At 61.8% G+C, this 13,602-nt stretch carries 12 protein-coding genes; 6 read left to right on the forward strand and 6 right to left on the reverse strand.

Annotated elements, in window-relative coordinates; all coding sequences use genetic code 11:
* Positions 1 to 12 precede the first annotated feature (12 nt).
* The 4 genes from BLW80_RS24940 to BLW80_RS24955 are packed head-to-tail and all read left to right on the forward strand — an operon-like array spanning position 13 to position 2,965.
* Positions 13 to 1,002 (forward strand): branched-chain amino acid ABC transporter permease, encoded by a 990-nt coding sequence (locus BLW80_RS24940; protein WP_093760648.1) that lies wholly within the window; start codon positions 13 to 15, stop codon positions 1,000 to 1,002.
* Complete coding sequence (locus BLW80_RS24945) at positions 999 to 1,751, forward strand: ABC transporter ATP-binding protein (RefSeq protein ID WP_089267417.1); 753 nt, start codon at positions 999 to 1,001, stop codon at positions 1,749 to 1,751. Before BLW80_RS24940 ends, BLW80_RS24945 begins: the two co-directional genes overlap by 4 nt.
* On the forward strand, positions 1,751 to 2,449 hold the full coding sequence (locus BLW80_RS24950) for an ABC transporter ATP-binding protein (RefSeq protein WP_093760650.1): 699 nt from the start codon (positions 1,751 to 1,753) through the stop codon (positions 2,447 to 2,449). Before BLW80_RS24945 ends, BLW80_RS24950 begins: the two co-directional genes overlap by 1 nt.
* Positions 2,450 to 2,509: 60 nt before the next feature.
* Positions 2,510 to 2,965: a cupin domain-containing protein gene (locus tag BLW80_RS24955; protein WP_089267419.1), complete on the forward strand. Its 456-nt coding sequence runs from the start codon at positions 2,510 to 2,512 to the stop codon at positions 2,963 to 2,965.
* A 151-nt stretch (positions 2,966 to 3,116) separates the two neighbouring features.
* Here BLW80_RS24955 and BLW80_RS24960 read toward each other — a convergent pair whose 3' ends face one another.
* From BLW80_RS24960 to BLW80_RS24980, 5 genes are all read right to left on the reverse strand, one after another.
* Positions 3,117 to 4,367 (reverse strand): flavin-dependent oxidoreductase, encoded by a 1,251-nt coding sequence (locus BLW80_RS24960; protein ID WP_093760652.1) that lies wholly within the window; start codon positions 4,365 to 4,367, stop codon positions 3,117 to 3,119.
* Between the two features lie 137 nt (positions 4,368 to 4,504).
* Complete coding sequence (locus BLW80_RS24965; RefSeq protein WP_093760654.1) at positions 4,505 to 6,856, reverse strand: bifunctional salicylyl-CoA 5-hydroxylase/oxidoreductase; 2,352 nt, start codon at positions 6,854 to 6,856, stop codon at positions 4,505 to 4,507.
* 263 nt (positions 6,857 to 7,119) lie between these two features.
* Positions 7,120 to 7,962, reverse strand: coding sequence for an enoyl-CoA hydratase family protein (locus BLW80_RS24970; RefSeq protein WP_093760656.1), 843 nt, complete (start codon positions 7,960 to 7,962; stop codon positions 7,120 to 7,122).
* 53 nt (positions 7,963 to 8,015) lie between these two features.
* Complete coding sequence (locus BLW80_RS24975) at positions 8,016 to 8,777, reverse strand: SDR family NAD(P)-dependent oxidoreductase (protein ID WP_093760658.1); 762 nt, start codon at positions 8,775 to 8,777, stop codon at positions 8,016 to 8,018.
* Between the two features lie 86 nt (positions 8,778 to 8,863).
* Positions 8,864 to 9,892, reverse strand: coding sequence for an AraC family transcriptional regulator (locus tag BLW80_RS24980; protein WP_093760660.1), 1,029 nt, complete (start codon positions 9,890 to 9,892; stop codon positions 8,864 to 8,866).
* Positions 9,893 to 10,160: 268 nt separating this feature from the next.
* On the opposite strand from BLW80_RS24980, the gene BLW80_RS24985 reads away from it, so the two are divergent.
* Both BLW80_RS24985 and BLW80_RS24990 read left to right on the forward strand, forming a co-directional pair.
* On the forward strand, positions 10,161 to 10,610 hold the full coding sequence (locus BLW80_RS24985) for a cupin domain-containing protein (protein ID WP_093760662.1): 450 nt from the start codon (positions 10,161 to 10,163) through the stop codon (positions 10,608 to 10,610).
* A gap of 116 nt (positions 10,611 to 10,726) precedes the next feature.
* On the forward strand, positions 10,727 to 12,229 hold the full coding sequence (locus tag BLW80_RS24990) for a flavin-containing monooxygenase (RefSeq protein ID WP_093760664.1): 1,503 nt from the start codon (positions 10,727 to 10,729) through the stop codon (positions 12,227 to 12,229).
* A 161-nt stretch (positions 12,230 to 12,390) separates the two neighbouring features.
* Here BLW80_RS24990 and BLW80_RS24995 read toward each other — a convergent pair whose 3' ends face one another.
* The gene (locus tag BLW80_RS24995) at positions 12,391 to 13,566 is read right to left on the reverse strand and encodes an acyl-CoA dehydrogenase family protein (protein WP_093761153.1); all 1,176 of its coding nucleotides are present in this window, start codon (positions 13,564 to 13,566) and stop codon (positions 12,391 to 12,393) included.
* Positions 13,567 to 13,602: the final 36 nt, after the last annotated feature.

Below are 13,602 nucleotides of genomic sequence, written 5' to 3' on the forward strand. Positions count from 1 at the left end.
CGGGAGCAGACCATGAACAATCTCGTCGACCTCGACGCCCCCGCTTCGCCGGCTCTCGCAACGCCTCCGCGTGCCAGCCGGGCCTATGTGCTGCCGCTGATCGTGTTTGTGATCTTCGCCCTGGTGCCGCTCTCGGTGTTGTGGGGATCGCAAAGCTTCATCCTCGCGCTGGTCACACGCATCATGATCCTGGCGCTGGCTGCCATGTCGCTCGATCTGCTGATCGGCTACGGCGCCATGATCTCATTCGGCCATGCCGCCTATGTCGGCCTCGGCGCCTACAGCGTCGCGATCCTTTCCAGCCACGGAATCACCGACGGCTTCATCCAGCTTGCAGTGACGCTCGGTGTCTCGCTCATCTTCGCTCTCTTCACAGGCGCGATCTCGTTGCGGACCAAGGGCGTCTATTTCATCATGATTACGCTGGCTTTCGGCCAGATGCTGTTCTTCCTCGGCACGTCGCTGGCTGCCTATGGCGGTGACGACGGGCTAACGCTGGCATCGCGCAGCATGTTCTTCGGCTCGAAGTTCCTGAAGAACGATGTGGCGATGTATTACGTCGCCTTCGGCGTGCTGCTCGGCGCTTATCTGCTGCTCCGCGCCATCGTCGCGTCACGCTTCGGTCGGGTGCTACGCGGTATTCGCGAAAATCCCGTGCGCATGGAAGCGATTGGCTTTGCGCCGTATCGCTATCAGCTCACGGCCTATGTCATTGCCGGCATGATCGCCGGCGTATCCGGGTTTCTGCTTGCTAACCAGACCGAATTCGTCAGCCCAGCCTATACGGCCTGGCAGCGCTCCGGCGATCTGATTTTCGTGCTCGTGCTCGGCGGCCTCGGCTCGCTGCATGGCGCAATCATCGGCGCAGCCGTGTTCAGCCTGCTGGCGGACATCCTGTCGCATTACACGGAAAACTGGGCGCTGATCTTCGGACCCATTCTCATTCTCGTCGTGCTCTATGCCCGCGGCGGCATCACCGGCCTGTTCGGGAGCAAATCATGAGCAGCGCTCCGCTTCAGCTGCAGAACATCTGCAAGAACTACGGCGCCCTGCGTGTCACCGACGACGTGTCGCTGAATATCGAGGCCGGCGAATTGCACGCCATCATCGGCCCCAACGGCGCCGGCAAGACCACGCTGATCCACCAGATCTCCGGCCACGCGCAATCGGATTCCGGGCGCATCATTTTCGACGGTCAGGACGTGTCGCGGTTGCCGATGGCGGAGCGCGCGCGGATGGGCCTGGTGCGCTCGTTCCAGATCACCTCGATCCTGCCGCGCTTCTCCGCGCTGGAGAATGTCGCCATCGCCGTTCAGGCACGCAGCGGTTCGAGCTTCAGCTTCTTCGGCAATGCGTCGAAGGAGCCAGCGCTGAACGACACCGCCATGGCCCTGCTGTCGCGCTTCGGCCTCGCCGCTCGCGCAGGCGTGCCGGCTGGGCAGATGTCGCATGGCGAGAAACGCCAGCTCGAAATCGCCATTGCGCTGGCTGCAAAGCCAAAACTGCTGCTGCTCGATGAACCGCTCGCGGGCACCAGCCACGATGAATCACAGCGACTGATCAACACGCTGCAGGAGCTGCGCAAGGAGCTTCCCATCGTGTTGATCGAACACGATATGGACGCCGTGTTCGCACTGGCTGACCGCGTCTCGGTCCTTGTTTACGGACGCATCATCGCCTCTGGTTCGCCGCAGAGCATTCGTGACAATGCGGAAGTCCGCGCTGCCTATCTCGGCGAGGAGGCCGCCTGATGCTCTCAGTCTCAAATCTCCAGGCGGCTTACGGCGCGGCCAAGGTCCTGTTCGATATCTCGCTCACCATCAATGCCGGCGAGGTCGTCACCCTGCTCGGCCGCAACGGCATGGGCAAGACGACCACCATTAACGCTATCATGGGCCTGATCCATCCAACCGGCGGCACCGTCACATTCGACGACAAGCCGATGGCCGGGCTGCCGTCCTATCGCATCGCCCAGGCGGGCATCGGTCTCGTGCCCGAGGGCCGCCAGATCTTCCCGACGCTGACCGTCGAGGAAAACCTGGTCGCCACCGCCGCCGTGCGGCATCCGCCGGCACGCTGGACGCTGGACAAGATCTACGAGCTGTTTCCGCGCCTCAAGGAGCGCCGCAGCAATCTCGGCACGCAGTTGTCGGGCGGCGAGCAGCAGATGCTGGCCGTCGGCCGCGCGCTGATGACCAATCCGAAGCTGCTCATTCTCGATGAGGCCACCGAAGGCCTCGCCCCGCTCATTCGCCTTGAGATTTGGAATTGCCTGAAGAGGCTCAAGGCCGAGCGTCAGTCCATTCTGGTCATCGACAAGAATGTCGATGCGCTCGCCGGCTTCGCCGATCGTCATGTAGTGATCGAAAAGGGCCGCGTCGTGTGGACCGGCACATCCGAGCAGCTCAAGAACGACTCCACCGTGAAGGACCGTTTCCTCCACGTTTGATCAACTGTTTTCGAGTACCACCCGACGCGTCGTAATGCGTGACCCAAGGAAGGACCAACCATGAAAACCGAGATCGCCGGCATCACCCGCGCCAATGAAGGCATGCAGGGCATCACCTGGAACATCCTCGGCCAGACCTATGTGCCGAAGAACTGCACCGAGGATTCGTTCTCGTGGCACGCCACTTTCCCGCCCGGCACCTTCGTGCCGCCGCACATCCATCCCGACCAGGATGAGTATCTCTACATCCTCGAAGGCAAGCTCGACTTCTTCCTCGGCGGCTCCGAAACTTCTGCCACGCCGGGCGATCTGGTGCGCCTGCAGCGCGGAATTCCGCACGGCATCTTCAACAAGTCCGATCAGAACGCCAAAGTGCTGTTCTGGGTCTCGCCGAGCCGCCGGCTCTATGACCTGTTCTGGGCGATCCACAACATGAAAGAGCAGAAGCCCGAGGACGTTGTGGCGCTCGCTGCCGAATACAATATCCACTTCCTGCCGCCGCCTCCAGGGGCGTGAGCGTGGCTCTTCGTTCAGGCCACATACCATCATCGACGTCATGGCCGGGCTTGTCCCGGCCATCTACGTCTTAAGCGGCGCCCAAAACGTGGATGCCCGGGACAAGCCCGCGCATGACGAAAGCTAAATTCTCGATTTGCAGCGAGCTAGATCAGCCGTTCACCACGGCCAGCCCGGGCTGCGCCGCAAAGCCAGCCTTGTGCGCATAGCCCTTCACGATGGCTTCGCGCTGCGCGTAGCTCAACACGTTCTCGACATTGTCGAAGCCGTCCGGCGCAATCTGCTCCACGGCGTCAATGACGCCTTCCGGACCGCCGCGGCGGTTGGAGCGCACGATCTCGGCGGTCATCGGCAGGCGCTTGCGCTCATAGGCCATCAACGCCTGGCGCGGATGCTCGGCATGAGCCAGCGAGTCGGCCAGCGCGCGCGCATCGAGGATGGCCTGTGAGGCACCGTTCGAGCCGACTGGATACATCGGATGTGCGGCGTCGCCGAGCAGCGTCACGCGGCCGCCCGACCAGTACGGCAGCGGATCGCGGTCGCAGCAGGGATATTCCCAGAATTCCGGCGTCGCCGTGATCAGTGCAGGCACGTCGATATGCGGCACATTGAAACGCGCCACATGCGGCATCAGCTCTTCGCGCTTGCCGGGACGCGACCAGTCCTCGCGGCGCGGCGGCAGCGTGCCGCCCTCGCCGGTCTTCACCAGCACCGCCCAGTTTGTCAGCCGGTTGCCCGGCGTCTCACCTTCGGCAATCGGATAGACCACGACCTTGGCATGGAGACCACCGGCAACGATCATCGAGTTGCCGGTGAGGAAAGCCGGCCAGTCGCGCGCACCGCGCCACAGCATCAGGCCATTCCAGACCGGATGTCCTTCGTTCGGGAACAGCGTGCTGCGAACCTTGGAGTGGATGCCGTCGGCGCCGATCAGGATATCGCCGCGCGCGGTCTCGACATGATTGTTGTTGCGATCGAAGAAATAGGCGGTGACGCCGCCTTCGTCTTGCGTGAAGTGACCGAGCCGACGACCGGTGTGAATCGCCTCGGCGCCAAGGCGCTCTTCCACCGCACGATGGATCGCACTCTGCAGGCGGCCGCGATGGATCGAGAATTGCGGCACGTCATGGCCGGCGCCGAAGCCACGCTTCTCGCGCCAGACTTCCTGCCCGTGACGGTTGAGATAATGCAGCTCATCGGTGCGGATCGCCACCGCGTCGAGGCGATCGAGCAGACCGAGCCCGGCGAGTTCGCGGATCGCGTGCGGCAGCGTGTTGATGCCAACGCCGAGTTCGCGGATTGAGTCAGCCTGTTCGTAGAGCTCGCAATTGATGCCCCGCGCCCGCAGCATCAAGGCGGTGGTCAAACCGCCAACGCCGCCACCCACGATGATTGCTTTCATCAGCCCAACTCCACTTGATACAATGCCGTAGGACGGGTAGAGCCCTTGCGAACCCCATCAACGATACGCGCCGCAGTCATGGGTTTCGCTTCGCTCTACCCATCCTACGATTGTGATCAATAAACTCGCATGCCCAGTCATTCAGCTGCAAGTGGCTTTGCCGCCTCCGCGCGCATCTCCGCGCGGGTCTTCGGCTTAGCCTTAATTTTCAGGTCTTCGAAATCCTGCTTGTCCCTGACGCTGTTGCGGAAAATCTGGTCCTTGCCGGGCATATATTGTGGCGGGCAATAGGCGTCCTTTGCACCATACCAGGCCGCCGCCTTGATGGTGAAGGACGGGTCAGTCAGGTGCGGACGGCCGAGCGCGACGAGATCCGCGCGGCCGGCGGCCAGGATCGTGTTGACCTGATCCGCTGACGTGATGTTGCCGACGCACATGGTGGCGACGCGCGCCTCGTTGCGGACCTGATCTGAAAACGGCGTCTGGAACATGCGACCGTAGATCGGCCGTGACTCCTTGACGGTTTGCCCTGTCGAGATATCGGCGAGATCGACGCCAGCCTCGGCGAAGGCGCGGGCGATCTGCACCGCGTCGTCGCCGGTGTTGCCACCTTCGGCCCAGTCAGTCGCCGAGAAACGAACCGACATCGGCTTGTGCGCCGGCCAAGCCGCGCGCATGGCGGCGAATACTTCGAGCGGGAAGCGCAGCCGGTTCTCAAGCGAGCCGCCATATTCATCGGTGCGCTTGTTGGTCAGCGGCGACAGGAAGCTCGCCAGCAGATAGCCGTGCGCCGTGTGCATCTCGAGCATGTCGAAGCCACAGCGCTCGCCGCGGATCGTGGCGGCCACGAACTCTGCCTTGACGCGATCCATGGCCGCACGGTCGATCTCTGCGGGCACCTGACTATCCGGATAATACGGCAGCGGCGACGCCGACACGATGTCCCAAGCGCCATCGGCGAGCGGGCGGTCCATGCCGTCCCACATCAGCTTGGTCGCGCCCTTGCGACCGGCATGGCCGAGCTGCAGACAGATCTTCGCAGCCGACGTGCTATGCACAAAATCGACGATGCGTTTCCATTGCGCTTCCTGCTCGTCGGTCCACAGACCAGCACAGCCGGGGGTGATGCGTGCGTCACGGCCGACGCAGACCATTTCGGTGAAGACGAGACCGGCGCCGCCAATGGCACGCGAGCCATAATGCACCAGATGGAAATCGTTCGGCACCCCCTCTTCCGCCGAATACATGCACATCGGCGACACTACGGCGCGATTGGCAAGCACCATATCCCGCATCTTGAACGGCTGGAACATCGGCACTTCCGGCTTATCGACATCGACGTCGAAGCCCTGCGCCTGCACCTTCTGCGCAAACGACTTGTCGACTTCCTTGACGAAGTCCGGCGCGCGCAGCGTCAGGTTATCATAGGTAATCGCCTTGGCACGGGTCATGACGCCAAAGGCGAACTGCACGGGGTCGAAATCCCAAAAGCGATCCACGTGCTCGAACCAGACCAGCGACACATCCGCTGAATGCTGGATCTTCTCGACCTCCTCGCGGCGACCGTGTTCGTAGTCGTGCAAACCGGCCTCAACAGTGGGGGCCTTCGCCATTGCATCATGCAGCGCGATAGCATCTTCCATCGCCAGCTTGGTGCCAGAGCCGATGGAGAAATGCGCAGTCGCCTTGGCGTCACCGAGCAGCACCATGTTGTCCTTGACCCAGCGTTTGTTGCGGATCATCGGAAAATTGCGCCACATCGAGCGGTTGATCAACAGCTTGTGGTCGCCAAGGAACCACTTGAAGATCTCATGCATCCGATCAGCGGATTCCTGCTCGCCGAGGCCTTCCAGGCCGGCGCGCTTGAAAGTTTCAGGATCGGTTTCGAAGATCCAGGTCGAACGGCCAGCCTCATACTGATAGGCGTGGGCGATGAACGGACCCCACTCGGTTTCCTGGAACAGGAATGTGAAGGCATCGAGCGGCTTGGTCGAGCCCATCCAGGTGAACTTGTTCGAGCGCAAGTCCACTTCGGGCGCGAAGTGCTCGATATACTTGTTACGGAAGTGGCTGTTGATGCCATCGGCCAGCACGATCAGATCTGCATCGACGAAACGCGCTTCGTCGGTGATATCGACTTCGAACAGCAGATGGACGCCGAGTTCGCGGGCGCGATCCTGCAGGATCATCAGCAGCGTGCGGCGCGAACAGCCGCAGAAGCCGTTGCCGCCGACGCGGTGAACAGTGCCGCGGAAGTGCACGGCGATATCGTCCCAGTAAGCGAATTCCTGGGTGATGCGCTGATAGCTTGGAAGATCATATTTCTCGAAATTATCGAGGGTGGCGTCGGAAAACACGACGCCGAAGCCGAAGGTGTCGTCGGGACGGTTGCGCTCGTAAACCGTGATCTCTGCCTGCGGCCGCTGCTTCTTCAGCAGGATCGCAGAATAGAGGCCCGCCGGCCCGCCACCGATAATCGCGATCTTCATGACAGCCTCCGCAGTCGTGCCTGGATGGAGATATTTTAAACCTAAAACAATTCCTGGCAAGCCTGACAAACCGGCAATTCGCCAGCTTTGATGCACATCAAATTGTCAATCGGCGCGATGCATCTTGAATTTGCTCGCGCCCGCGCGAGGCGACTTGTTGAAACTCTGTCATGGCCGGGCCTGACCCGGCCATCCATCTTACCACCCGCATTGCCGCCAAGATGGATGCCCGGGTCAAGCCCGGGCATGACGGTGCGTGTGTCTCAATTCCCCTCGAACGTCGGCTTCTGCTTGTTCGCGAAGGCGTGGAACGCGCGGGCGAAATCCTCCGTGGTCATGCACAGCGCCTGCGCCACCGCCTCGGCTTCGATCGCCTCTTCCACCGACATCGCCCATTCCATCGACAGCATGCGCTTGGTCATGGTGTTGGCATAAGTTGGCCCCTCGGAAATCTGCTTGGCCAGTGTCTGCGCCTCGCTCAGCACCTCCGCCGGTGCGACGATGCGGCTGAAGAAGCCCCAGCGCTCGCCCTCCTCGGCCGTCATGAAGCGGCCGGTATAGAGCAGCTCCGAGGCGCGGGACTGACCGATGATGCGCGGCAGGATCGCGCAGGCGCCCATGTCGCAGCCAGCGAGGCCCACCTTGTTGAACAGGAAGCCGACCTTGGCACCTGTCGCCACCAGTCGCATGTCGGAGGCCATCGCCATGATCGCGCCGGCGCCGGCGCAGACCCCTTCCACCGCCGCCACGATCGGCTGCGGGCAGGCGCGCATCGCCTTGACCAGATCCCCGGTCATGCGTGTGAAGGCCGTGAGATCCTTCGTATTCATCTCGATCAGGGGACCGATGATTTCGAACACGTCGCCGCCCGACGAGAAATTGCCACCGGCGCCGGTAACGACCACGACCTTGACGTCGTCATCCATCGCGCAGGCACGGAAGAAATCGGTCAGTTCGCGATAGCTCTGGAAGGTCAGGGGGTTTTTGCGCTCGGGCCGGTTCAGCGTCACCGTCGCGATGCCATCAACTACCGCCAGCAGGAAATGCTCAGGCTTGAACTCGGCCAGCGGCAGCGTGACGGGATTGGCGACCTTGTTCTTGACCATGACTGACATATTGGCTCCCGGTAATTTGTTCGGTTCTTGTTGTTGCGGTTCGATCAGACTTCGCCGCCGGCGACGGCGACGCTCTGGCCGGTGATGGAACTGGCGCCGGCGCCGCACAACCACAATACGGCATCGGCAACTTCGCCGGGCGTCACCAGACGGCCCTGCGGATTGTGCTTCGCCAATTCGGCAACAGCTTGTTCGCGCGTACGGCCAGTCTTACTCATGATGTTGTCGATGCTGCCTTCGAGCAGATCGGTCTCGGTAAAGCCTGGGCACACTGCATTCACAGTGACACCGCTTTTCGCGACTTCCAGCGCCACCGAGCGCACGAGGCCGATGACAGCATGCTTCGCTGCACTATAGGCGCTGACATAGCCGTAGCCCTTGAGGCCAGCCGTCGAAGCAACCGCAACGATGCGGCCACTCTTGCGCTTGACCATCTCGGGCAGCACAGCCTGCGTCGCATAGACGACGCCCATGAAATTGACGTCCATCATGCGCTGGAACAGCGCGGCATCCGATTTCACGAATGGCGCAGACTCCGCAGCACCCGCATTCGCCACCAGAATATCGATCGGCTGGCGTTTCGCGGCATCCGCAATCGCGGCATTCAGCGCGGCTTGATCGGACACGTCGGCGGCCATCGCATGGTGCGCGTCACCAGCGGCAACGACCTCGTTCAGCACTGCAAGATTGCGACCCAGGATGGTGACGGTCGCGCCGGCCTGCACCAACGATGCTGCAATGGCGCGGCCGATGCCGCGGCCGCCGCCGGTCACCAGAGCGTGGGAGGAGCGAGACAATCCGGACATGCGTCACCTTCCGCAGGCTCTCCATGAGCCTGCCTGGATATTATTTTAGACTTCAAGCTTTTGCAAGAAAGCGGCAGGCCATGCTGCTAGCGGCTGCGGCGGAGCGTATCCGACGGGCTCTCGCCATAACGGGCACGGTAGAAGCTGGCCATCCGGCTCGGATGGGTAAAGCCAAGATCAAAGGCCATATCAATGACGCGCTCACCCGGCGCGGCCCGCAGCAACCTCGCATTCAAATGCGTCAGCCGGATATCGAGCAGTGCATCGGAAATCGACATGCCGAAATGCTTCTGAAAGCCGAGCTGCAGCGAACGTATCCCGATGCCAGCGGCTCGCGAGAGCCGATCGAGATCGAGCGGCTCGGTGGCATGGGCTTCGAGATAGTCCCGCGCCTTTCTCAGCACCGCCGGCAGCGGACCAAGGCGCGCCAGGGAGCGGTCGATGGTGTCGGTCAGCGTATGTCGCTGACCGGTCAGCAACAGTCCTATCACGGAGTCACGCAGGGTCGCCGCCATCATGGGCGAGATCTGCTGCCCGGGTCCGCGATGCTCCGCGAGATCAGCCAGGTACTCGAGCTGGGATCGGATCGCGAGACCGAACGGCGTATTGAGGTCGACCTCCGGATCGAACTCGATCACGGCACCAGATTTCTCTGCCAGCGCCGCCGCGCGCTCTTCTACCAGCCGCCGTTCGACCAGCAGGATCAGCTTGGCGCAATCGTCCTGCCAGACCATCTTTGTCGGCATGGTCGGCGACAGCAAGGACGCGGAACGCCCTGCCGACACCTCAATCGTCCGGCCGCCAGTATTTATCCGGGCACCGCCATGCATCGGGATCTGCAGCAGGAAGAAGCGATCGAGACAGCCGGGATCGATCGCCACCGAGCCACCATAGGAGACGTAGTTCACCGAGAAGCCATCGAACGCCGCACAGTTATGGAGCGCATGAAAGTCTTGCCGTGAGCTCTGTAACGGGTCCAGCGCATGCGGACAGAAAATACGCCCGATCGAGTCGGCGGCTTCGTCGATATCCCTGGTGAAGACGCGAGAGAACGCCGCAAGCCTTGCGGCGCGGGCCGGCTGGGCATTCCCTGATACGGCTGCGTCCAACACCATGGTCCGATCGCCTGCGTTATTTGAAGCCTAGACTATCCATGTCGCATCACGTCGCATAGTCGGCGCCGCGCCGTAAATATTGCCGTGCTGCACAACGAATGCGCAGGCCGGCGCCTGCCAAAGATGAGTGTGCAGCGCAACGCGCCTGCGCCCCTCCCCCTACCGGTAATTATTTCGTCGTTTGGATAGCGGATTCGTTCAACGGCTAGAGACAGGCCCCGAGGTCACGCAGCATCCTTGCAGACGTGAAACCCAAGGGAGCAGGACCATGGCGGCACTTGAAAAAGGCATTACCCAGAACGGCACCGGATATAACGGCACCACGTGGAATATCCTTGGACAGGTCTATTTTCCAAAGGCCGTGACCGACTCCACCTTTGCCTTCGAGACCAACAGCGATCCCGGTCAGTTCGTGCCGGTGCATATCCATCCGACCCAGGAAGAGTTCATCCTGGTGCAGGAGGGTATTCTCGACCTCAAGCTCGACGGCCAGTGGGTCCGCGCCCATGCCGGCGACCTCGTCCGCCTGCCGCGCGGCATTCCGCATGGCTATTTCAACAAGTCGGACAAACCGGCTCGCGCGCTGTTCTGGGTCTCGCCGACACAGAAGCTCGAAGCCTTGTTCAGGCAATTGCACAACATGAGCGACATCGAAGCCATCGTGCGGGTCTCCGCTGAGCATGAAGTGAACTTCCTGCCACCGGAAGCCAACGACTAGGCTCAACAGCCGAACGGCACTCAACACCCCACGCGAACGTTTCGCGCAGATGTCCGTCTGCGCGCGCGAACCCGCACGTCCGCGATCCAACGCCGCATTCAGACAGGAGACGAGCCATGGTCAAACAGAAGAGCGTTTGCGTCATCGGCGCCGGTATCGCCGGCCTTGCCGCCGCCAAATCCTTCACAGCATGCGGACACAAGGTCACGATGCTTGAACGCAGCGGCGACCTCGGCGGCGTCTGGGAGCCAGCCCGCTCTTATCCAGAGGTGCAGACCCAGAGTCCCAAGGAACTCTATCGCTTCACCGACAAGCCGATGCCGGCGAGCTATCCGGAATGGCCCAAGGGGCCGCAGGTCCATGCCTATCTCACAGATTATGCACGCGACTACAATCTGATCCCGCTGATGCGTTTCAACACGACCGTCGTGAGCATGAAACGCCGCGACGATGGCCTGCCCGGCTGGACGCTTGAGACACGCGATGCGGCTGGCAACACCGCGCAGGAAACATTCGATTTCGTGGCGGTCTGCACCGGGCAATTCAACGAGCGCAAGGAACTGCATCATCCCGGCGAAGACGCGTTCAAGGCCGCCGGCGGCGTGATCCTGCATTCGGCCGAGCACACGGATTCATCCATCGTCAAAGGCAAGAAGGTCATCGTGCTGGGCGGCTCGAAATCGGCCACCGATATCGCCGTGCATTCGGTCAATGCCGGCGCCAGCGCCGTTACCTTCGTCTATCGCGAGCCGGTCTGGCGCATTCCCTATTTCATCGGCGGCCTGATCAACTTCAAGCGCATCCTCTATATCCGCGCCCAGGAGGAGATGTTTCGGGGCTGGGGCCTGAGTGCGCTCTCGCGACTCAATCACGCCATTGCCAAGCCATTCATCTGGGCCAACTGGCGCGGGCTGGAGGCCATGTTGAAGACCCAGCTCAAGCTCAAGAAATGCGACATGGTGCCGGAAGGCCGTATCGAGGACGGCATCAACTGCTCGGCACCGATCGCCACGCCGAACTTCTTCCCGATGGTCGCTGATGGACGCATCAAGGCGGTCCGTGGCACCTTCGATCACTATGACGGCAAGACCATCGTGATGTCATCAGGCCAGCGCGTCGAAGCTGACGTTGCCGTGCTGGCAATCGGCTTCACACTCGGCGTGCCATTCCTGCCGCAGCAATATCGCGACAAACTCATCCAGGATGACGGTCAGTATCGGCTGTATCGCGTCATCGCCAATCCGGATTTGCCAGACATGGGATTTGTCGGTTTCAATTCCAGCTTCTGCTCGGTGCTGACGGCGGAAATGGCCGCCAACTGGCTGGTGCGCTATGCCGACGGCAAACTGGCGAAGCAGCCGACGGCAGCCGAGATGCATCGGAACATGGACGAGATGCTGCATTTCAAGCGCGTTGAGCGTCCGGCCGCCGGTGTCTATGGCGGACTGTGTGTGGCACCCTATCACTTCAAGCATTTCGACGAACTGCTCGACGACATGGGCGCCACCAGCAAACGGCGCAGCGCGCTGGTGGAGAAGTTCACGCCGCCGGATGCGGACGCCTATGCGCGGTTTCTTGCGTCGGCTCCGAACTACAAAGCGGAGGCGACAGCCGCGTAGCTTCACCCTCCATTGTCGTCCCCGCGAAGGCGGGGACCCATAACCACGGTCAGCGTGGTCCAAACGGCAGAGTTACCCCGACTGTGTTCCGACCAAATCTCCAGCGTGTATGGGTCCCCGCCTTCGCGGGGACGACACATGGATAGATTGGCGACTAACTACTACGCCCCCGTCTGCGCAGCCTTGATCAGCTCGCGACCGATGATAACCTTCTGGACTTCGGTTGCGCCTTCATAGATGCGCAGTGCGCGGATCTCGCGATAGAGCTCCTCGACCTTGACGCCCGACTGCACGCCGAGACCGCCGAAAATCTGCACAGCACGGTCGATCACTGTCTGTGCCGCTTCGGTCGCGAACATCTTGGCCATGGCGGCTTCGCGTGTGATGCGCGCCGCGCCCTGATCCTTGGTCCAGGCCGAGCGATAGACCAGCAGGGCCGATGCATCGATGGACGTGGCCATCTCCGCGAGTCCCGCTTGCGTCAGCTGAAGATCGCCCAGCGTATGGCCGAACATTTTCCGCGTGACCGAGCGATGCAGCGCCTCGTCGAGCGCGCGTCGTGCGAGACCCAGCGCGGCAGCACCGACGGTCGAGCGAAACACGTCGAGCGTCGCCATCGCGACCTTGAAGCCTTCGCCGTCCTTGCCGATACGGTTCGCCAGAGGCACGCGGCAATCCTCGAATTTCAGCGTGGCCAGCGGATGCGGCGCGATCACATCGATCCGCTCTGCAATCGTGAAGCCAGGCGTGTCCGCATCGACCACAAAGGCGCTGATGCCGCGCGCGCCGGATTCGCCAGTACGCAGGAACACCACATACTGGTCGGCAATGCCGCCATTGGAGATCCAGGTCTTGAGGCCATTGATGCGGACATGATCCGGACCATCAGGCACCGCCGTCGTCGTCATCGCAGCGACATCCGAACCTGCATCGGGCTCCGACAGTGCAAACGCTGCAATAGCCTCGCCGCTGGCGACGCGCGGCAGATAGCGCGACTTCAACGCTTCCGAACCGAACAGGCTGATCGGCCCGGTGCCGAGTCCCTGCATCGCGAAGGCGAAGTCCGCGAGACCGCTCTCATAGGCCAGCGTTTCGCGGATCAGACATAGCGAGCGCACGTCAAAGGTCGGAAACATTCCGCCATGGCTCGCCGGCACTGCCGCGCGCAACCATCCTCCATCACCAAGCGCCTTCACCAGACGTTTGCAGGAGCCATCGACGTCATGATGATCGACCAGACCGGGCAATGTCGCCTTGGCCCAGCGCGACAGGCCGGTGGCCAGTTCGCGGTGATGGTCCTCGAAAAACGGCCAGGACAAAAATGACTGATCGGACATGGCTTCCTCCCTCGATGCATCGGCAATCGACATTGT

The organism is Tardiphaga sp. OK245 (genome assembly GCF_900108575.1).
Lineage (GTDB): Bacteria > Pseudomonadota > Alphaproteobacteria > Rhizobiales > Xanthobacteraceae > Tardiphaga > Tardiphaga robiniae.